The following is a 21,846-nucleotide window of genomic DNA, read 5'->3' on the forward strand; positions in this document are numbered from 1 at the left end:
GTCGTTTTTTTATTCCTCGAAAGAACTAATGCCACGATCAATTCGGTAAAGTTTCTGATAATGCGCATTGGTTGCAAGTAATTCTTCTGGCGTACCACTCATCTCTAATTGGCCATCTTCAATAAAGATCACTTGATCCATCAAAGTTACGCCTTGCAAATGGTGGGTAATCCAGATGACGGTTTTATCTTTTAATGCCTCAAAAAAGGTTTCCAGCAATTGCTGTTCTGTAATTGGATCTAAACCAGTAGTTGGTTCGTCTAATAACACAATCGGTGTATCTTGCAAAAGAATCCGCGCTAGTGCCAAGCGATGTCGTTCGCCACCAGAAAAACGCAAACCTGCTTCATCCACCATTGTTTGTAAACCTTCTGGTAATTGGGTAACCATTTCTTTTAAGCCAACTTTTTCTAAAACTGCCCAAACTTCTGCTTCGCTTGCTTCTTCTCTACCAATCCGAATATTATTTAAAATGGTTGTTCGAAATAGGTACGGTGCTTGGTGCATAACCCCAATATATTCAGTCATCGTCTCACCAAATGCCTCAGTTGGGATATTTCCTAAAAGGATTTCTCCCGAAGTAGGCCGTAAATCACCACGAATGAGCGAAGCCAACGTACTCTTTCCGGAACCACTGCGCCCTAAAATCGCTAATTTTTGTTTTTCAGGAATTGTTAACGATAAGTCATTTAATACCTTTTTCTCTTGATTTTCATATGCAAAAGACAAATGTTCTATCGATAAACTGGTGCCATTTGGCTGAACAGGCGCTTCTGTTGAGTCATCTTCCCCTTCAGGAAGCTCATTAAAACGACGAATGGAATCCTTATAAATCGTTGTTTCCTGTGCTGCAGCAGGTAGCGGAGCAAAAGCATCAATTAACGGAAAAACGGTTAAAACAAAGGCACCAATCCAATTGGCTGCGCCCCCATGATTACCTAGAAACCGCACACTAGTCCAAGCTAAGACAGCAATCGCAATCACGCCAAACAGAAGTTGTAAAACAAAGTCTCGGCCACGGTTAAATTGCTTCATTTTTTCATCTAATGCACGAACATTCGCTTCATCTGTTTCATAACGAGCAACGAATTCAGAGCCACGTTGACTAAATACCCAATCAGACACACCTAGAATATTGTCGGTTAGTGTTTGATATAACTCATTTTTGGCATATTTATGTTTTTCTTGACGCGCACCATTCACTAGAACTGAAACAAGTGGTAATAGAAAAACAACCACTCCTAACATCAGTAACATGCATAAAGCAAACCACCAAGAAAAGAAACCTAATGCAATCACTAAAAAGATATACAAAATCCAAGCAATAACAGTTGGGAAAATCGTTCGTAAATACAAGTTTTGGATATGATTAATATCCTCTGAAAGCAAACCTAAGATATCCCCAGTGCGATATTTTGTCTTAAAGAAAATCGCATCTTTTTCTAGCACATTATAAAGTTTCAAGCGCAGATCAGAGGTCATTTTTAACACCCAGTTATGACTCGTTAGACGCTCCACATAACGAAAAACAGGACGGCCAATCCCAAATGCTCTTGTTAAAACAATGGGAATATAAATTAATAAAATATTCTCTGGTAAGGAAGCCGCACGACTGATTAAGTAACCAGACGTAAACATTAATGCCCCTGCGCTAAAGAACGTCAAGAAGCCTAAAAGTAAGGCAAAATACAAGGTTTTTTTATAGCGTTTTAAGAAAGGACGAACCCATTGATCGTTTTTCCAAACGTCTTTCGTTGTCGGCTGTTTTTCCATCATTGGCGTCCTCCTCTCATTTGCTTCATTAATTGAACATAGTAGCCATCTTTTTCAATCAACTCTGCTAGCGTTCCTTGTTCCACTAATTGACCTTTTTCCATCACTAAAATGTAATCCATTTCTTCCATCCAATGAAGACGATGTGTCGCAAAGAAGACGAGATGATTGTTCATTAATGGCAACATGCGCTCTTTCATTTCAACTTCTGTTTCAATATCCAAATGCGCTGTCGGCTCATCAAACAGCAAGACGTGGCGTTTTTGATCAACAAAGGCGCGGGCCAACGCTACTCGTTGTGCTTGTCCCCCACTTAACATTCGACCACTTTCCCCAATTAAGGTATGAATTCCTTCGGGAAGGTCTTTAACCAGCTCGTCTAAGCCAACTAACTGAATCGCTTGCTGAATTGCCTCATCTGTCGCTTCAGGTGTATAAAAGCGAATATTGTTTGCCAAAGTATCTTGGAAAATATATGGTGCTTGCGGAATATAAAGGATTTGTTTTTGCCAGTCTTTTTGTAAAAAATGTGGAATCGTTTGGCCATTTATCGCCAATTGACTCGTTTCTTCTGTTGGTAATAAAAAGCCACTTAATAAATTAATTAACGTTGACTTACCAGAACCACTCGCCCCAATAATTCCAATCTTTTTACGACCATCAACAGAGAATTGCAACGATTGAATCGCTTCTTGCGTTGCATCTTCATAGGAAAAATTTAACGCTGTGACTGACAACTGACTTTCTTGATGCCAATCATCTAACGTGAGCACATCGGTCTGTTCTGCTTCTGGCAATGCTAATACCGCTTGGATCGCTTGAAAAGAGTTTTTTCCATCTAAGGTTGCGTGATAATCACTTGAAAAATCACGAATCGGTAAAAAGAACTCAGGTGCTAAAATTAAAGTAACCAAGGCAGGAAATAATAAAATCGTGCCGTTTAATAAACTTAATCCAAGGAAAACTGCCACAACAGCTACCGATAATGTCGTAAAAAAGTCTAACGCAAAGGTTGATAAAATAGCAATTTTCAACGTACTCATGGTCGCTTTTCTGAATCGTTCACTTGTATGGTAAATACTCCCAGCATATTTTTTACTCAACCCAAACAGTTTCAGCGTGTCAATTCCTCGTAAGGAATCAATAAAATGATTGGAAAGCATTTGAAACGCCGCATATTGCTTGTCCGCTTTACTTTGTGCTGCATAACCTAACACAATCATAAAAATAATAATAATCGGAAAAACAATCAGCAATGTTACGCCTGAACGAATATCTTGTGTAAAAACAAAGGCCAAAATAATCCAAGGAATAATCATCATATTCATCATTTTTGTCAAAATCAATTGTAAATAATTTTCGGTTTGACTGATGCCTTCCAAAGCCATGGTAACCATATTTCCAGTCCCATTTTTTTGAACAACATTTGGCCCCAAACGGAAAATTTTAGTTAATAATTGTTCGCGTAATTCTTTCGAGCGTTCATAACTAAATGTATCGAGCATTCTCTCACGAAAATACGTAATAACATGTCGACCAAGATAAAAAATAAAAAAGAGTAAAATACTCTGTAGTTGTTGGTTAAGATGCCCGCCACTCCAAAGGCCGACAATGGCTTTTGAAAGAAAAAAAGCTTGCCCAATTATAAAGACTGCTTGCAGGAAAGAAAAACCTGCAAGCAAGACAAGAATTTTTTTGATTTTAGGCATCTGTAAGATGTCTTTATCAATCATAGATTTAATACCCCTCTGGTACGGCTGTCTGTGAAATACGTTTTCTGAAAATATAATAGGACCAAGCAGTATAAGCTAACACGAATGGTAAAATGCTTAAAGAAATCCACGTCATAATTTTTAGTGTATATGGTGTGCTTGTTGCATCTTTAATCAACAAATCAAAACCTTCACTACCAATCATAACACGTGGGAACAAGCCACTGAACAAGAGAGCAACTAGTACAACTAATGTTAAACCACTCGCTAGAAAAGCTAACATCTCTTTGCGTTTAAACACCCCAACATTAGCAATGACCGTTAAGACCACAATTGCTAACGTTAAAATTAAAGTGACCGCAAAGTTCTTTTCATAAAAGTCCGTTTTGAAGTACATCAACACTGCAAAAACTACTAAACCGACATATAAAACGCCGTATAAGATTTCTGCATAATTTCGAGCACGTTCGCGAATTGGGCCTTCTGTTTTTAAAGCAATATAGTTCATACCGTGTAAGTAGCAAAGTAATGTTAAGGCTACACCACCAACAATTGAAAACAGATTAAAATAATCCGTAAATTGCGCATGAATATTGCCGTTTGCATCTAAAGGCATCCCTTGGACTAAGCTGATAAACAAAATACCAAAGAAGAACGGTACAAGGAAACTACCAATTGATAGCGTCCAGTTCCACATCCGACGACGTTTACCTTCCGGCATGTTGTGGCGGAATTCAAAGGAAACTCCGCGAATAATTAAGCCAAATAAAATCGTAAATAGAATTAAATAGTAGCCACTAAATAATGAAGCATACCAATATGGGAAAGAGGCAAACATTGCGCCGCCCGCTGTTAATAGCCAAACTTCGTTTCCGTCCCAAACAGGTCCAATTGTTGCAACGACTTGATCTTTTTCGTCGTCATTGTGTGCCAACGTTTGAACGGCCATTCCAACACCAAAGTCAAATCCTTCTAAGAAGAAGAAACCTGAGAACAAGACGCCGATAAGGACAAACCATAATAATTGTAGTGTACTCATTCGCCAAATACCCCCTTATCAAATGGATCCAACGCTGGTTCATTTTCTTTCGCTAATTTTTTCGCTTCATAGTCTGGTCCTTTACGTAATTCTAAAATGACCAAGTAAACCATGACACTACCTAAACCAGCAAATAATAAGAAATAAATGACATTTGACGTAATTAATGAAGCAACCGATACATTTGGTGAAACACTTTGTTCAATCGTAAATAATCCATAGACAGTCCAGGGATAACGACCTAATTCAGTGACTAACCAACCTGTTGTATTCGCAAGGAATGGTGCGAACGTACATAAAGCAACAATCCACAGCATCCATTTCTTCTCGTACAGAGATGGTTTTTTCTTCCTTGTAAAGAATAGTCCTAATGCAGCAACCAATAACATTAAGGCACCAAAACCAGCCATGATACGGAAGCTCCAGAATAAAGTGTTAACTGGTGGATAATAATTTTTATCATCCCCATATTTTTCTACCAAGCGCTTGTTGACTGTATCCATTCCATCAACCGAACCTGATAATTTGTTATACGATAAAATACTTAGCATATACGGAATATCGATACCAAAAACTTGTTTATGTTCCCGTTCATCTGCCCAAGCAATCAATGTCCAAGCAGCAGGATCATCAGAGTCTTCATAGGCCCCCTCCATCGCCGCAAATTTCATTGGTTGTCCTTCAATTAGAGCTTTCATTTGCAAGTCGCCAGCTAATAAAACGCCGATTGAACCGAACAAAGTAACCCATAAACCAATGCGCATAGATGCTTTGTGGAATGAAATATCCCGTTTTTTCAACAATTGGAAAGCAGCCATACCAGCTACTGCCATGCCGCCCAATGTAAAGGCGCCCATGATAACGTGTGAAAATTCATACCAAACTTTTGGATTGCTGATGACAGCTACAAAGTCCACCATTTCAGCACGGCCATTATTGATGACATAACCTACTGGATGTTGCATAAAACTATTGGCAACTAAAATCCAGAAAGCAGACATCATTGAACCGAATACGACTAACCAGATAAAGGTTACGTGAATTTTTGGATTCATTTTATCCCAAGTAAAGATCCACAAACCTAAGAATGTTGACTCTAAGAAGAAAGCTAAGAGCGCTTCTACCGCCAACGGTGCCCCAAAAATATCTCCGACGAATCGAGAATAATCAGACCAGTTCATCCCAAACTGAAATTCTTGAATAATCCCGGTTACAACCCCAACAGCGAAGCTTAATAGGAATATATTTCCCCAAAACTTGGCCATTTTACGATAACGTTCCTCTTTTTTCACAACGTACATTGTTTCCATAATTGCTACAACAAGTGCTAATCCTATTGAAAACGGTACGAAGAAAAAGTGGAAAACTGTTGTCATCGCAAATTGGATTCTCGCCAATGTTACAATATCAAACATATTATTTCCTCCCTGATTTGCCTCCACACAAAGAAACAAGCTTACCTGAATTGTTCATTTCCATTAGCGATGACTCCTTTTATCTACGAAACTAAAAGAAAATTCAAGTGAACTTTTCCAAAAAGTGTGAAAATGCATGTAATATAGAATAATTCCAATCTAAGTATACAACTTTCTGAGGCAGAAACCAAACAATACAGAAGCATTTCTCACAATTTTTTTAGGTGCTCCCAAGATTTCTTCCCTTTCTTCTATCAATAAAAAAAGCCCTTCCTAAAAAAAGGAAGAACTAATCTCAATCTATCAACATTTTGACTTATCACTTGATTAGTTTTCGAAAATTGAAGCAGCTCGTCTTTGATGATAAAAATTCTAATCTTGTGATGAAAATTACGGATTGCTTGTGGTGATAGTTTGTTTTTTAACAACATGGCTATAAAACTCATCATAGTATCGTAAAACTCTTTCTGGTGTTTTGGTACCATTCTAAACAACATGACTCTAAAACAGAAATTACTGATTTATCAGAAATTGAACGGTTTTGGTACCATTCTAAACAACATGACTCTAAAACTTGTTTTTAGTAGCTCTATATTCTTCTAGAGTTTTGGTACCATTCTAAACAACATGACTCTAAAACATTAAAAGCAAAAGACCGTCTACAGCAGCTGTTTTGGTACCATTCTAAACAACATGACTCTAAAACTGCTAACAGTATGCGTAACTTTCGGTTCATGTTTTGGTACCATTCTAAACAACATGACTCTAAAACCTCGGAGAATTATTTTTTTCTCCATGATTCCGTATTCGCATCACTTATCCATAGCTAGATTTCAGTTTAGAAGGTCTGAATTTTTTCTTCACGTTTATTATACCAAACTTTCTCCTTCTTGGCGGAAAAACCCACCATTATTCAATGGTGGGTTTTCTTTATTTAGTAGCTGTAACAGCGAGCCAGATTTCACTATACTTAGCTTCTGCTGGTCCTTGATATTGCGTAAACGAAATTTCTGGTGCTGTAACGACTTGGTAACCAGATGAAGGCAACCATTCAGAGAATATCCTTGCCCAGGTTTCTTGTAAAGTTTGTGGGAAAGGACCTTCATTTGGAAAAACCGCCCATGTATGAGCAGGTACGCTTAGTTGCTCCAAATCTTCATAGGTATTTTCTTGCGAAGTGGCAAAGCCAATCATGTGTGTCATTTCTCCACCTTCTGTTGTTCGTCCCTCTTGAAAGTCAAAAGAAGCATTTACTACTTGATGAGGATATACATCATCAAATGTATGCATTTCCGCTCGTTGTTGTGGTGTAATGCGCTGTGCTAATTCCATGATTGCTTGATTTTCCCCTTGATACTGCAAGGGAACCTTCTGACTAACTCCGACTATTTGAAACGCTGGTTTTTCAATCAATTTAACATCCATTGATTGTCCTCCTTTAATATCAATATAGAAAGAGAATTTAGGGAACGTTTTTTGGATTTGTGTTTTCATTACTTCAGAAGGGGCTTGTCCTGACCAATCGCGAAAGGCTCTTGAGAATCCTTCAATACTTTGATAACCATATTTAAAAGCTACATCTGTCACTTTTTCACCAGCAAGTAATGCTAAATTTGCTTCCGCCAAACGTCTCTTTTTAATATACTCAGCCAGACTCATCCCCGCAACAAACGAAAAAGTTCGTTTAAAATGGTAAACAGAAATCCCTGTCTTTTTTGCCAATTCATCGAAGGATACTTCTTCCGTTAAATGTTCTTCAATATAATCCATTGCTTGATTTAAATTTGCGAGCATCCGTGTCCCTCTCTTTCTATTTGAAAGTTTACTAAAGACCAACATGGATGACTTGATTATTTAGAGCCAACATTCGTCAAGTCGCTACTCTTGATTCATAGCGGCTTTTAAGGCCTGCGCTAAAGCACTTTCTTCTGGTTCGTCTGGTTGTGAATATTTTTTCATCAAACGACGTTCTTCATGTTTAGTCATTTTTTGTTTTCGTTCTTTTTTATCGGGAATTTTTTCAGTAATCGAACAGAATTTACATTTGAAAGAACGACCATTTTTTCCTTCTATGATGACCATTTTTTTATGGCATTGTGGGCAACGGTGATTGGATACTTTAGGATCTTTTCGCCGACGATAAGAACATTCTTGGTTTGTACAAACGTAAATCTTCCCATCTTTCGTATTTTTTTCCCGTAAGTTTGAGCCACAATCTGGACATTTTTTTTGCGTAATGGAAAAATCTTGATATTTTTTCTCGCTTTGTTTAATTTCACGGACTAATTTTTTCGTATCCTCTTCAATATCCTTTAAGAAAAGTTGACTCTTTTGTTGACCCGAAGCGATTGCTTCGAGCGACTTTTCCCATTTTTCCGTTAGTTCAGGTGTCACAAGTGATGGATTCACCAAGTCTAATAGTTGCTTTCCTTTGGCAGACACACTTAAACCGCTATTGGTTCGTTCCATCAATTCTGATTTAATCAGTTTTTCAATGATTTCAGCTCGCGTTGCCGGTGTGCCTAAACTGTGTTTCTCCATTTTTCCTAACAACGTTCCTTCGGTTAATGGTTTTGGCGGCGACGTTAATTCTTTGTTAATGGTAAAGTTTGGCGCAACGGTCATGCCTTTTTGCCATTGGACAGTTGATAGCGGCTGTTCGGCTGTTGTTTTCCAGCCAGCAACAACTACTTTATTTTGATGAAAGACAAATATTTCTTTTCCAAAAGCGACTGTAACTTTTGTTTGTTTGGTTTGGTTTGGCTCAGCAAACAAACCTAAGAATCGTTGAACAATCATTTGATAGATTTTTTGTTCATCATTACTTAGCTTTTCATAACGAGGACGTTGTTCAGTTGGAATCAACCCATGGTGATCTGTGACTTTTGCATTTTGGAAAACTTTTTGTTGTTTAACAACAGCCCCATTTTTAAGGTAGCCTTTCACTTCAGGTGAAAAATCAGCAATGGCTTGAAGTCGTTCTTTCATCGTTCCTTTCATATCCGTTGTTAGATATTTGCTGTCAGTTCGAGGATAGGAAACAATTTTATGGGTTTCGTATAAACTTTGTACAAGAGACAACGTTTTCTTTGCAGAAAATTGGAATCGCTGGTTGGCTTCACGCTGGATTTCGGTTAAATCATATGGTAACGGCGCATTTTCTGTTTTAACTTTTTCTTGAATATCGGTAACTAAGCCCTTTTGTTTTGAGAGTTCTTTGACTAATTGTTCTGCTTCCTGCCGTTCTTTTAAAGCGTATGGATTTTTTTGGGTCATCTTTGCTTTTTCTGATTCAACAGTTAACGAGATAGTAAAATAAGTTTGAGGCTTAAATTGTTCAATCGTTTTTTCTTGTTGGCGCACCATTGCTAAAGTTGGTGTTTGAACACGACCTGCGGATAAGTTATCTTGATATTTCACTGTCAAGGCCCTTGTGACGTTTAGACCCACTAACCAGTCAGCTTTTGCGCGCGCCAAGGCAGAGTAATACAAATTATCGTAGTCTTTCGCTGGGCGAATTTTCTTAAACCCGTCTTTAATGGCTTTGTCTGTTTGAGATGAAATCCATAAGCGTTTGACTGGTTTGTTAAAACGGACATATTCTAAAATCCAGCGGGCTACTAATTCACCTTCACGACCAGCATCGGTGGCAATCACGGCTTCAGAAACATCTTTACGATTGGCTAATTGTTTAATCGCTTTTAATTGATGTCCCGTTTTCGGTAACGGTTTAATCCCTAAATTCTTAGGAATCATCGGTAAAGTTTCCATTTGCCACGTTTGCCATTCTTTGTTTAAATCTTCTGGCATTTTTAGTCCTAAGAGATGGCCTAAAGCCCAGGTAACAATCACGTTGGGTCCTTCATAATAATTCTTATTTTTTTGATTTGCTCCTAAAACGCGGCTTAAATCTTTTGCTACGCTAGGTTTTTCAGCAATAATTAATTGTTTTGCAACCACTAGTTTCGCTCCTTTTTGAGTGCTATCTTTTCGTATTATACCAAATATTAGCTCGATTTTCTCTAAATTCCGAGAATAGAAAAAGAGTTTAAAGAAAATTCCCTGAGGTTTTTCTTTAAACTCATGCGTTTCAAATAACTTTCCGTTTGCAGAATTTTGTTTTGCCAAAATGATTGGATATTGTGGTAAACTCAGCTTTATTTTCAAAAGTAACCGCATGATGATTTTCTAGTAATGCTAAACCGAAGTATTGTTGTAAATCTTCATCGCATTCTTCACACCAGCGTTCTTCCCCATCATTCCAGAAAGCCGTTAAATAGTTAGGCTTTGTGTTGACGTATGTATAATTCTGAGAAAGTTTTTGCCAAACTTCCACATAATATGTCTCTGCATCGGTCAAGTTATCGAAGGTTTTTTCTTGAACAATGTCCTCTTGCCAATCATCAAAAAACCACCAAGGTTCATTGTCGCCATACATTGTAATTACTTGATACATTGAACCGCTCCTTTTTTTGCTACTGTAGGTATCATAGTCACTTTCTGAAAAAGTTGCAAGGATTTGGTTTCGGACTGAGAAATTTTTGAAATTTATTTTATCCTGCCACTTCTAAAGAAACAATAAAATCTTCAATCATGCGACGATAACTTTCTTCCGGCGTGGCTTCTTCGCGTTGAAAATAACCTAAAAAACGTAAGGTAATATAACCATGGATTAAGCTACGTAATTCTCGACTTTTATGCAGTCGTTCTTCATTATTAAATGGATAAAAAGCTAAAAGTTGTAAAATAATTTGATTGGTTTCATGGATGCCTTCAATTAATTGTTGGTTTTGCGTTTTCGGCACACTGATAAGTAATTCATAGACTGCAGAATTTTCAAAAGCAAATTGTTGGTACGTTTCAGCATATATCCGAATTGCTTCTGCGCCACTCTTACCCACTAAGGCTCTTCGCAATGTATCATTTAATTCTTGAATTAACAAGTCCACTAGAGCATTTTTTACTTCAGCAATATTTTTAAAGTGATTATAGAGTGAAGGATACTTGATGCCTAAATCAACGGCTAAATTTTGAAAGGTTAATTGTTGAACGCCCAATTCTTCCGCTAGGTTGCGGGCACTTTCAAGGATTTTGGCTTTCGTTAAATTCCGTTTTTTTGCCATCTTTCTGACGCCTCCAATTCTTAAATTTTGGACAATTATTAGTTTATCATATCTATTGACTCTTTTTAAACTATAAATTATAGTTTATAATAATAATTTGTAAACATCATTTTTGAAAGAAGGCTGTTTGGCATGCATATTACCAACCGTTCTCATTTGGCCAATCGTTATGGCAAACGAACCAGTGCAGAATTTTTATTACACGAACGTCCTATTTTATCTTTTCCTATTTCTTTAGCGGCCATTCCTAAAGAAGCCCGTTATTTATCCTGGGAATTAATTGATTATGACACGATTCCTCTAATCGGTTTCCCTTTTATTCATTGGTTAGCTGCCAATGTTCCTGTAACCAATGAGATTCCTGAAGACTTTAGTCGAACAGCACTCAAGCCTACCATTCAAGAAAAAAATAGTCTTGCTTCTCCTTTGGGGAAACAGATGATTCCTGCGCTTGCCACTGAAACGTTACCTGAGTTAACCGAACGTTATCTGGAGTTAAGCCCTCGCTCTGGTGTGCACACTTATACGTTATATGTATACGCTACAAAAAATCCACTAAATTTAAAAGAAGGCTTTTTTGCGAATGAATTGCATCAAGCATTGAATGATCAACGACTCGCCAAAGCCAAATTTGAATTTCTTTACTAGAAAGTGAGGAAATAGAATGTATGAATTAATTAAAAGTAAAATTTTCCGTCCAAAACAACCTTGGGAAAAAAATCTGCTCGTTTTATGGTTTGGCACATTTATGGCTGGTATTGGCTTTAGCTTAGTGATGCCATTTATGCCTCTTTATATCAACACATTAGGTACTTTTACCCACCAACAATTGAATTTTTGGAGCGGAATCACGTTCTCTTCCACTTTTTTAGTCACAACCATTGTTTCACCTTGGTGGGGCCGTTTAGCCGACCGAAAAGGACGCAAGTTAATGTTATTACGCGCTTCATTAGGGATGGCTATCGTCATTAGTTTAATGGGCGCAGTCACAAGTGTTTATCAATTGATTGGCTTACGCTTATTACAAGGTGTTTTTTCTGGTTATATCAGTAATGCGACTGCGTTAGTTGCTACAGGCACACCTAAGGAAAAAAGCGGTCAAGTGCTTGGTACTTTAGCCACTGGTTCTGTTACCGGCACGTTGCTTGGTCCTCTTTTGGGCGGTGTCACTGCGTCTATTTTCGGTTATCGGCCAACCTTTTTCATTACTGGTACGATTTTATTACTCGTTTTTGTTTTGAGTCTCGTCTTTGTCCATGAAGAGTTTGTGCCAATTGAAAAAAATCAAGCCGCATCTGGGAAACAAATTTTAAAAAAACTAGAACATCCCCACGTGATTCTTGGAATGTTTATTACGACATTAATCATTCAAGCTTCCAATAATTCAATTAGTCCCATCATCAGTTTATATATTCAACAATTGTTGGGTGGTCACGGAAATGTCACCTTAATTAGCGGAGTCATTGCTTCTATTCCAGGGATTGCAACGTTAATAGCCGCCCCTCGTTTCGGCCGGTTAGGCGATCGTATTGGCAGTGAACGCATCTTGACAATTGGCTTAATTTTAGCCATTTTCGTTTACCTACCAATGGCCTTTGTTCAAAATGTCTGGCAACTTGCTATGCTTCGTTTCTTAGTTGGGATTTCCGATGCCTGTTTACTACCAGCTGTTCAAACGTTGATCACTCGTTATTCCCCAAGTGACGCTGCAGGTCGCATTTTCAGTTACAATCAATCTTTCCAAGCGACAGGAAATGTGATTGGTCCTATGATTGGTTCAAGCGTATCTGCCGCTTTCGGTTATCGTGGGGTCTTTATTTCCACTTCTTGTCTGGTTCTCCTTAACCTTCTATGGGTTCGTCGAAGCACCGCCGAATTAAAAAAAGAGAAAAATGATGACTAAGTTATACACAGAAAAGTTATCCACAATTTGAATTTTTAATTTTTCTCTTTTTCTTATTTTAAAAAAAATAGGCATATAAAACAAAAAAGAAAAGCGGATATTTACTGGTTTTATGACCAGCATATCCGCTTTTCTTTTGGTTAACTTCATCCTTTTTGTTTCACAACTCGTGAAACTTTTTAGACGTATTGTAGTTCTTTTTCATCTTGGTAGGCGCGATCAATTAAGCCGCCCCCTAAGCATTCCATTCCATCATAAAAAACAACAGCTTGACCTGGAGTGACTGCGCGGGCTGGTTCCTTAAACGTAACGGTTGCTTTTGTGCCATCTTCAGATAAGGAAACATGCACTGGGATATCTGCTTGACGATAACGGAATTTAGCCGTACAGTCAAACTCTTTTGGCATTGGCGTATCAACAGTAAAATGAACCTCACTAGCTTCTAAATGTGTTGCATATAGTTTTTCATGGTGAAATCCTTGTCCCACATATAATGTATTGGTGGTTAAATCTTTCCCAATCACAAACCATGGTTCTTGTGTTTTACCGCCGCCACCAATTCCTAAGCCTTGGCGTTGACCGATAGTATAATACATCAGACCATCATGTTGTCCTTTGATTTCGCCATCTTCTGTCACCATGTTGCCTTTTTTAGCTGGTAAATAATTACTCAAAAATTCTTTGAAATTCTTTTCACCAATAAAACAAACGCCCGTTGAGTCTTTTTTCTTGGCTGTGGCTAATCCAGCACGTTCAGCAATTGCACGAACTTCTGACTTTTCCATGCCACCCAACGGAAACATTGTTTTTGCCAATTGGGCTTGTGATAATTGGCTTAAAAAATAGGTTTGGTCTTTATTATTGTCAATTCCACGTAACATATGCACTACGCCATTTTCATCCGTTTCTACTTGTGCATAATGGCCAGTTGCAACATAGTCAGCGCCTAGTTGCATAGCATAATCTAGGAATGCTTTAAATTTAATTTCTTTATTACACATGACATCTGGATTTGGTGTCCGTCCTAACCGATATTCTGCTAAAAAATATTCAAACACACGGTCCCAATATTCTTTTTCAAAATTGACCGAATAATACGGAATCCCAATTTGATCCGCTACTTTTGCGACATCTTTATAATCCTCAGTTGCGGTACAGACACCATTTTCGTCTGTATCGTCCCAATTTTTCATAAAGATCCCAATTACATCATAGCCTTGCTCTTTTAAAAGCAACGCTGTGACAGATGAATCGACACCGCCACTCATGCCTACCACGACACGCGTTTTGCTGTTATCTGCCATTTTATCACCATCATTTCAATTAGATTCTGAAATCATCCACGATTTGAAGGTCGTAACTTTTCAGTGCTTTTCATTATACTATTTTTTTGAAATAAGTAAAGCAAGCCGGGCGTATAATGAGAAAATACTTGGAACAAAGACACAGCGAACAAGCTATTGCTTTCAAATAAACAGAAAACCTGAAGGAACAAGCTGCTTTCACTTGTTTCTTCAGGTTTCTCTAAATTATTCTACTTTCTCTAATACACCACGGCTAATTAAGCCATCCATTAAGAAAAAGTATTTTTCTTTACTCATTTCATGTTGTTCATTCTTGAAAATATTCATTGGTTTTAAACCATTTGCCGTTGTAATGGACATTTTCAACTCTTTTAGATCAGCAGTGATCGTAATTTTCAATTTGAAGCCTTCATTTCTCTGAGGCGTTGGATCTAAGGAACGAATCAATTGAAAGTTCCCTGATTTTGTTTCAGTAAAGCCGTTATCTTTTAATGTATAGCGTTTTGCACTAGGATGTACTTTGTAAAAAACTGTTGAGCCTTCAACAGCAGCCGTTGTTGTAAATGCCATGGGTTCCACCTCGTTATTTTCATTGTTATCTTCATTATAGCGAAAACCTGTAGCTGCCGCAATCAGATTATTTTTTCAATTGTTGAATCACTGCAACTAGTACTTTAGAAAAAGTCGCAATTTCTTCTGGTGTGTTCCCGTAGCCAAAACTAATCCTGATTGATTCTTTAATAGCCGAGGAATTTTCTCCATACATCGCTGTCAACACGTGCGAAGGATCCACAGTTCCCGCTGTACAAGCCGAGCCAGTTGAAATCGCAATACCTCTTAAGTCCAAATGCATTAAGAGCAAATCACTAGGAATTCCTTTTAAATGAAGATTTAAGACATGCGCTAAACGATTCGTTGGTTCACCATTAATTGAAAAATCAATATTGGCTTCTTCTAACGCTTTTAAAATAATCGTTTGAAAACTTTGATAGGCTGTTTTTCTTGCTTGCTTTTCTGCAGAAGTTAGTAATGAAACGGCAGTACCCATGCCAATAATTCCAGCTAAGTTTTCCGTGCCCGCACGTCGTTTTTCTTCTTGTTCCCCACCATGTAAAAGAGGTGGTAATTGGATTGCATCGCTTTTAAATAAAAAACCTACGCCTTTTGGACCATTGATTTTATGAGCGGAAATACTTAATAAGTCGATCCCTAATTCATGAGGTAAAATGACTTCACTTCCATAAGCTTGGACGGCATCTGTATGAAAAATCGCCGAATGATTTTTAAGAATTGCACCAACTTCAGCAATTGGTAATCGATTTCCAATTTCATTATTGCCATACATCATTGAAACCAAGATCGTTTCTTCGCGTAAAGACTTTTTGAATTGATCCATTGAAATCTGACCATTTTCATTCACAGGCAAGTAAGTCACTTCAAAGCCTAACGTTTCTAAGTATTCCATCGTTCGTAACACAGCGGGATGTTCAATTGCCGTAGTAATAATATGTTTTCCTTCCTTTTGACGAGAAAAAGCAACTGCCAAGATGGCTGTGTTATCCCCTTCTGTGCCACCACTATTAAAAATAATTTCGTGGGGTTTGGCTTGTAAGCTCTCGGCAATCGTTTGACGCACTTCTTCCAGAAGACCGTGTGCCTTTCGTCCAAACTGATGAATACTTGATGGATTGCCAAAAGTCGTTTGCATATTTTCAGTCATCGCTTGAATGACCGTTGGATGAAGCGGTGTTGTTGCCGCATGATCTAAATAAATGGGTTCCAAATGACTCGTCCCTTTCCTTATGTTCTGGCGTTATTCTAGCATAAAAAGCTTAAAACACAAAATCAGAATACTTTCTCTTCTATTTATAAAAGAGATAAGAAAAATAGGCCCAACACTATTAAAGTTGTTAGACCTATTTCTAGTTTAAGGAATCACTTATTCTCCTTTTGGTTCTAAACGGAATAATGGACTCATTGGTTTATTTTCATGGATACGAAGTAACGCTTCCCCCATTAACTCAGCGCAAGAAATAATATTCAAGGTTGCTGGTTGGCGGTCTGCTGTCGTATAAACAGAGTCAGTAATACTAATTTCCTTAATTGGCGCATTTTCTAAGGTTGCTTTTGCGCCTTCTGATAACAAACCATGCGAGGCGCAAGCATACACTTCTTGCGCACCATTTTTCATTAAAACTTCCGCCGCTGTGGCTAACGTTTGACCAGTATTCAAAATGTCATCAACAAGAATACATTTTTTCCCAGCGACATTCCCAATAACGTAACCTTCTTGGCGCACCCCATCGATCTCTTCATGGTCGACAATTGCTAAGGTCGCATCTAAGTACTCCGATAAACTACGTGCGCGTTGAACGCCACTGTTTTTAGGCGAAACAATCACAATTTCTTCCCCTACTAATGCTTGTTGACGATAATAATGAGCAAACAAAGGCATTGTAAATAAATTATCTACTGGGATATCAAAAAATCCTTGGACTTGAACAGTATGCAAGTCTAATGTCAACAAACGTGTTGCGCCTGCCTCTACCAACATATTAGCAACTAATTTCGCAGTAATGGGTTCTCTTGGTTTCGCTGTGCGGTCTTGGCGAGCATAACCATAGTAAGGCAAAATAACATTAATTGTTTTTGCGCTAGCACGTTTTAATGCATCAATTAAAATAAGCAATTCCATCAAATGATCATTTACAGGGGCATTCGTTGCTTGGATGATGTAGACATGATCGCCACGAATACTTTCTTCAATATTAATTTGAATTTCGCCATCACTAAATTGGCGCACGGTGCTTTTTCCTAATTCTGTTCCTACTGATGCTGCGATTTTTTCAGCAAGTGGTCGATTTGCATTTAAACTGAAGATGCGTAAGGTGTCATCTTGATAGTTTTCGGTCATGATATCCTCCGTCAATATAAAATAATAGTCGTTTTCATTCATATTCTACCATTTTTTGTCATAAAAATCATGGGATCCTCCTTAATTTATTGAAAGAAACGGTTTTCTTTGTGAAAAAAGCGCTTGTATTTAGGTGCACCTAAAAATTATTTGCATTTTCTTAAACTATCCCTTATACTGATTTTAAGGCAAACCTAAAAAGGAGGAATTTCATGAGAAAAAGCTTTAACTTAGCTGTTCAAGCGTTAACCGTTCAATATCAAGGACGGACCGCTTTAAATAATATCCACGTTACTATTCCCTCCGGTAAAATTACTGGAATTATCGGACCAAATGGTGCTGGAAAGTCAACATTTATTAAAGGGTTATTAGGCTTGATTAAAACAAAGGAACGTGATGTTTTGTTAAATAATCAAGCGATTGACCAACAAAAAACAACCATTGCCTATGTAGAACAACGTAGCGCCTTGGATCTTAGTTTCCCCATTAGCGTTTTTGAAACGGTCTTGCTAGGAACCTATCCAAACTTGGGACTATTAAAACGCCCAGGAAAGAAAGAAAAGCAAGCAGCCATGGCTGCATTAAAAATGGTGCAATTAGAAGACTATGCGCAACGCCAGATTGGCGAACTTTCTGGTGGCCAATTACAACGTGTGTTTATCGCCCGTGTTTTGGCCCAAGGTGCTGAGGTGATTTTTTTAGATGAACCTTTCGTCGGCATTGATATGTCTAGTGAAAAAGTGATTATGGATATTCTCAAATCATTAAAAAATCAAGGTAAAATGATTATCATTGTTCACCATGATTTGCACAAAGTGTCCCACTATTTTGATGAATTAATCGTTTTGAAAAACCGGCTAATTGCTGCGGGTCCTGTTGAACAAACGTTTACTGCAGAAACGCTCCAAGAAGCATACGGTGATTTGTTAGGTGATTTATTAATACAGGGGGTTGCAAAATGATTGCTGCATTTATTGATGGTTTATTCCGTTATCAATTTTTACAAAATGCCCTTTTGACGTCTGTAATTGTCGGACTCATTTCAGGGGTAATTGGTTCATTCATTATTTTACGTGGGATGTCTTTGATGGGTGATGCGATTTCCCATGCCGTTTTACCAGGGGTCGCTGTTTCTTATATGTTTGGTTTCAATTATATTTTTGGCGCTTCTATTTTTGGCTTACTAGCTGCATTATCGATCGGCTTTATTACCCAAAAAAGTCCACTAAAAAATGATACTGCCATTGGTGTTGTCTTTAGTTCTTTTTTTGCTTTAGGGATTATTTTTATCTCTTTTGCAAAAAGTTCCACCGATTTATATCATATTCTGTTTGGAAATGTATTAGCGGTCGCAGATACCGATATTTTAATTACTTGTGTCGTCGGCGTGATTGTTTTGATTTTTGTGGCATTGTTTTATAAAGAGTTGCAACTCACTTCTTTTGATTCCACAATGGCTCAGGCTTATGGTTTAAATATTCAATTTTTCCACTATGCATTGATGTTTTTACTAACATTAGTCGCTGTTTCTTCTTTGCAAACCGTCGGAACTATTTTAGTCATTGCCATGCTGATTACACCAGCGGCAACAGCTTATCTATTAACAAATCACTTACCGACAATGATTGGCTTAGCCTCTACTTTTGGGATTTTAAGTTCAGTGATTGGCCTATTCTTTAGTTATTCTTATAACTTAGCTTCTGGTGCGACGATTGTTTTAACCGCCGCCTTATTCTTTTTATTGGCTTTCTTTTTCTCACCAAAGAAAGGCCTAGTATTTGTAAACCGTCAGAAAGAAATGGAGGAATCAACGAATGAAAAAATTTAGTTTATTTTTTTTAACACTTTTAGCAGGGTTAACGTTAGCTGCTTGCGGGAATCAAGCCGCTGAAAAGAAAGAAAAATTAGCAATTGTGACAACGAACTCGATCCTATCTGATTTAGTGAAAAATGTTGGACAAGACAAAATTGAGCTGCATAGTATTGTGCCAATTGGGACAGACCCTCACGAATATGAACCGTTACCAGAAGACATTGCGAAAGCTTCTGAAGCGGACATTTTATTCTTTAACGGCTTGAACTTAGAAACAGGCGGAAATGGCTGGTTTAACAAATTAATGAAAACGGCCAAAAAAGTTGAGAATAAAGATTACTTTTCTACAAGCAAAAATGTTACGCCACAATATTTAACAAGTGCCGGTCAAGAACAAACAGAAGATCCACATGCTTGGTTAGACATTGAAAATGGCATTAAATATGTAGAAAACATTCGTGACGTGTTAGTAGAAAAAGATCCAAAAAATAAAGATTTCTATACAGAAAACGCGAAAAATTATACCGAAAAACTTAGCAAACTACATGAGGAAGCCAAAGCTAAATTTGCTGATATTCCTGATGATAAAAAATTATTAGTTACAAGTGAAGGTGCCTTTAAATATTTCTCCAAAGCTTATGATTTAAATGCCGCTTATATTTGGGAAATTAACACAGAAAGTCAAGGAACACCTGAACAAATGACCACGATTATTGATACCATTAAGAAATCAAAAGCACCTGTGTTATTTGTTGAAACCAGTGTCGATAAACGTAGTATGGAACGGGTCTCAAAAGAAGTGAAACGACCAATTTACGATACACTTTTCACAGACTCTCTTGCCAAAGAAGGAACAGAAGGCGATACGTACTACAGCATGATGAACTGGAATTTAACAAAAATCCATGATGGCTTAATGAGTAAATAAATAATAAAGAAGAAAGAACCAAGTTGACTCCCCCTCAACTTGGTTCTTTCTTCTTTATTTAACTAATTCCTCAATATCAATTACTCGATCCACAATTTCTTCATAAAAATCTGCTTCATGGGAAACCAGAAAAACCGTTCCTGGGTAAACGTGAATTGCTTCTTGTAAACTTTTTTTGGCCGCTTCATCAATATGATTGGTTGGCTCATCTAAAAATAACAAATTACTAGTTTGCATCATTAGTTCCGCTAGTTTTACTTTTGTTTGCTCACCACCACTTAACAGGGCTAGTGACTGCATTGCTAACTTATCTGGTAAACCTGCTCTAGCCAAATGACTTCTTCGCTCTTTAATCGTTGTATCTGGAAAACGATCTGATAAATAGTCTAGCGGCGTTAACTGCTCATTAGGCCACGCCAAGTCTTGGGTAAAATAAGCAATTTTGGTATTCAGCGGATAATGAAATTCTCCATCTAATGAAGAAATCACTTTCGTCAACGTTTTAATTAATGTTGATTTGCCAATCCCATTAAAGCCTTTCAATGCGACTTTTTCACCGACATGAACCATTAAATCTAACGGTTCTAACAAAGGTTCCCGATAGCCGACAACTAACTTCTGGGTCGTTAGTGCTTGCGTTGCAACTAACCCTTGATAAGGAAATTCAATCGCTGGCTTAGTCAAGGAACCTGGCGGAGTCAATCGTTCCAACCGGTCCAATTGTTTTTGTCGACTTTTAGCCATCGTTGCTCGATTTCCAGCTTTGTATTTACGAATATAGGCTTCCATTTTTTCAATTTTTTCTTGTTGGGCCTGATACTGTTTCAAATAGGTTTGTTTATTCTGCTCTTTTTGTGCAAAAGATTTTTCTACATTTCCAGTATATTTGGTTAACTTGCCAAACTCAATGTCTGCGATGCAATTCGTCACTTCATTTAAAAATTGATAATCATGGGAGACTAATAGAAAGCTTCCTTCAAAATTATTCAGATAGCGAACAAGCCATTGAATATGTGTATCATCTAAATAGTTGGTGGGTTCATCTAAAAGTAACACATCAGGGGCCTCTAACAATAATTTTGCTAAAATCACTTTTGAACGTTGACCACCGCTTAGCTCCCCTAACTTTTTATCCAAACCAATTGCTTGTAGTCCTAACCCATTGGCTAAATCCTGAATAATCGTGTCGATTTGGTAAAAATTACTTTCATCTAAATCTGTTTGTAACTTGCCTGCTTGTTCTAAAAGTTTTTCCGAAGCCGTTTGACTGTATTCTTCATAAAGTTTTGTCAGTTTCGCTTCTTTATCAAAAAGTTCTTGAAAGGCTTGTTTCAAAAAATCAACCATCGTTAGTGATTGTTCTACAGAAACGTGCTGATCCAAGTACCCAATCTTGCAATTTTTTTGCCACTGAATCGTTCCTTCGTCTGGCAATACTTCCCCCGTTAAAATTTTAATTAAGGTGGATTTGCCGACACCATTTTGGCCAGTTAAGCCTAAATGATCCCCTTTATTCACTTGCAATGAAGCCTCTTCATACAAGACCTTTTCGCCAAACCGATGCGTTAAATGTTCAATAGTTAAAATACTCATTTTCGTCACTTCTTTCTTGTTAACTGATTATTTTGGGACAACAAAAAAAGAACCACGTCTGCACGTCGTCCATCCTGACAGAAATCCCGACAACCGCTTGTACGTACACTCAAATAAGACTAGCTTTTCTAGTCAAAAAATGTCCTATCAAGCGATGAAGAAATTAATTGCTCGGCTCCACAACAGTGCTTCATCTGTTCTTAAACTATCGGGAGCTACTTTTCTTGTTAATTTATCAGTTAAAACAAAAAACATGTGAATCACCTTTCTTATGCTTGTATTCTACCATAGAATGACAAGAAAGCAAGCCACGTTGGTTTATAACGAAA

18 protein-coding genes and 1 CRISPR repeat array are annotated in these 21,846 nt (G+C 37.6%); of the genes, 5 read left to right on the top strand and 13 right to left on the bottom strand.

All coding sequences use genetic code 11. The annotated features are described in order from the left end of the window. Positions 1-9: 9 nt before the first annotated feature. The 8 genes from cydC to IGL23_RS08450 all read right to left on the bottom strand — a co-directional run bounded on the left by cydC (position 10) and on the right by IGL23_RS08450 (position 11,062). Entirely contained in the window at positions 10-1,776 is a 1,767-nt protein-coding gene (cydC, locus tag IGL23_RS08415; RefSeq protein ID WP_080279825.1) for a thiol reductant ABC exporter subunit CydC, read from the bottom strand. Next, positions 1,773-3,506, bottom strand: coding sequence for a thiol reductant ABC exporter subunit CydD (gene cydD / locus IGL23_RS08420; protein WP_002364369.1), 1,734 nt, complete (start codon positions 3,504-3,506; stop codon positions 1,773-1,775). Before cydD ends, cydC begins: the two co-directional genes overlap by 4 nt. Positions 3,507-3,510: 4 nt before the next feature. Beyond that, positions 3,511-4,524 carry a cytochrome d ubiquinol oxidase subunit II gene (gene cydB, locus IGL23_RS08425; protein ID WP_033594302.1) on the bottom strand — a complete coding sequence of 338 codons (1,014 nt, stop codon included), beginning with the start codon at positions 4,522-4,524 and terminating at the stop codon, positions 3,511-3,513. Then, a complete protein-coding gene (locus IGL23_RS08430) occupies positions 4,521-5,939 on the bottom strand; it encodes a cytochrome ubiquinol oxidase subunit I (RefSeq protein WP_033594301.1) in 1,419 nt (472 codons plus the stop codon). Before IGL23_RS08430 ends, cydB begins: the two co-directional genes overlap by 4 nt. Positions 5,940-6,411: 472 nt before the next feature. Beyond that, positions 6,412-6,711: direct repeats of the CRISPR family, unit length 36 nt; unit sequence GTTTTGGTACCATTCTAAACAACATGACTCTAAAAC. 158 nt (positions 6,712-6,869) lie between these two features. Further along, positions 6,870-7,733 (bottom strand): AraC family transcriptional regulator, encoded by an 864-nt coding sequence (locus IGL23_RS08435; RefSeq protein WP_033594299.1) that lies wholly within the window; start codon positions 7,731-7,733, stop codon positions 6,870-6,872. Positions 7,734-7,817: 84 nt separating this feature from the next. Beyond that, positions 7,818-9,899: a DNA topoisomerase III gene (locus tag IGL23_RS08440; RefSeq protein ID WP_002378482.1), complete on the bottom strand. Its 2,082-nt coding sequence runs from the start codon at positions 9,897-9,899 to the stop codon at positions 7,818-7,820. A gap of 130 nt (positions 9,900-10,029) precedes the next feature. Further along, positions 10,030-10,395, bottom strand: a complete 366-nt coding sequence (locus IGL23_RS08445; protein WP_002356966.1) for a DUF1033 family protein — start codon at positions 10,393-10,395, stop codon at positions 10,030-10,032. Between the two features lie 97 nt (positions 10,396-10,492). Continuing rightward, the gene (locus IGL23_RS08450) at positions 10,493-11,062 is read right to left on the bottom strand and encodes a TetR/AcrR family transcriptional regulator (RefSeq protein WP_033594298.1); all 570 of its coding nucleotides are present in this window, start codon (positions 11,060-11,062) and stop codon (positions 10,493-10,495) included. A 132-nt stretch (positions 11,063-11,194) separates the two neighbouring features. On the opposite strand from IGL23_RS08450, the gene IGL23_RS08455 reads away from it, so the two are divergent. Together IGL23_RS08455 and IGL23_RS08460 are read left to right on the top strand one after the other, a co-directional pair. Continuing rightward, on the top strand, positions 11,195-11,710 hold the full coding sequence (locus tag IGL23_RS08455; RefSeq protein WP_430619638.1) for a YbhB/YbcL family Raf kinase inhibitor-like protein: 516 nt from the start codon (positions 11,195-11,197) through the stop codon (positions 11,708-11,710). A 16-nt stretch (positions 11,711-11,726) separates the two neighbouring features. Continuing rightward, positions 11,727-12,965: a multidrug efflux MFS transporter gene (locus tag IGL23_RS08460; protein ID WP_033594296.1), complete on the top strand. Its 1,239-nt coding sequence runs from the start codon at positions 11,727-11,729 to the stop codon at positions 12,963-12,965. 179 nt (positions 12,966-13,144) lie between these two features. Here the strand turns inward: IGL23_RS08460 and mnmA are convergent, their stop codons facing one another. The 4 genes from mnmA to IGL23_RS08480 form a co-directional block, all read right to left on the bottom strand. After that, positions 13,145-14,269 (bottom strand): tRNA 2-thiouridine(34) synthase MnmA, encoded by a 1,125-nt coding sequence (gene mnmA / locus IGL23_RS08465; protein ID WP_002362075.1) that lies wholly within the window; start codon positions 14,267-14,269, stop codon positions 13,145-13,147. Positions 14,270-14,494: 225 nt separating this feature from the next. Further along, the gene (locus IGL23_RS08470; RefSeq protein WP_002356959.1) at positions 14,495-14,839 is read right to left on the bottom strand and encodes a DUF1831 domain-containing protein; all 345 of its coding nucleotides are present in this window, start codon (positions 14,837-14,839) and stop codon (positions 14,495-14,497) included. Between the two features lie 67 nt (positions 14,840-14,906). Then, positions 14,907-16,052: a cysteine desulfurase family protein gene (locus tag IGL23_RS08475; RefSeq protein WP_033594295.1), complete on the bottom strand. Its 1,146-nt coding sequence runs from the start codon at positions 16,050-16,052 to the stop codon at positions 14,907-14,909. Between the two features lie 156 nt (positions 16,053-16,208). Then, entirely contained in the window at positions 16,209-17,183 is a 975-nt protein-coding gene (locus IGL23_RS08480; RefSeq protein WP_002362076.1) for a ribose-phosphate diphosphokinase, read from the bottom strand. Between the two features lie 212 nt (positions 17,184-17,395). Between IGL23_RS08480 and IGL23_RS08485 the strand changes: the two genes are divergently transcribed. Genes IGL23_RS08485 through IGL23_RS08495 form a run of 3 tightly spaced genes read left to right on the top strand, consistent with a single transcriptional unit; the run spans position 17,396 to position 19,924 of the window. Beyond that, positions 17,396-18,145: a metal ABC transporter ATP-binding protein gene (locus tag IGL23_RS08485; RefSeq protein WP_002360005.1), complete on the top strand. Its 750-nt coding sequence runs from the start codon at positions 17,396-17,398 to the stop codon at positions 18,143-18,145. Beyond that, entirely contained in the window at positions 18,142-19,011 is an 870-nt protein-coding gene (locus IGL23_RS08490) for a metal ABC transporter permease (RefSeq protein ID WP_033594294.1), read from the top strand. The genes IGL23_RS08485 and IGL23_RS08490 overlap by 4 nt, the downstream gene beginning before the upstream one ends. Next, a complete protein-coding gene (locus IGL23_RS08495) occupies positions 18,998-19,924 on the top strand; it encodes a metal ABC transporter substrate-binding protein (RefSeq protein WP_002356954.1) in 927 nt (308 codons plus the stop codon). Before IGL23_RS08490 ends, IGL23_RS08495 begins: the two co-directional genes overlap by 14 nt. A gap of 54 nt (positions 19,925-19,978) precedes the next feature. Here the strand turns inward: IGL23_RS08495 and IGL23_RS08500 are convergent, their stop codons facing one another. Then, the gene (locus tag IGL23_RS08500; protein ID WP_033594293.1) at positions 19,979-21,517 is read right to left on the bottom strand and encodes an ABC-F family ATP-binding cassette domain-containing protein; all 1,539 of its coding nucleotides are present in this window, start codon (positions 21,515-21,517) and stop codon (positions 19,979-19,981) included. Positions 21,518-21,846: the final 329 nt, after the last annotated feature.

Origin of the sequence: Enterococcus sp. MSG3299 (assembly GCF_050555765.1) — a bacterium.
In the GTDB taxonomy this organism is placed as follows: Bacteria; Bacillota; Bacilli; order Lactobacillales; family Enterococcaceae; genus Enterococcus; species Enterococcus faecalis.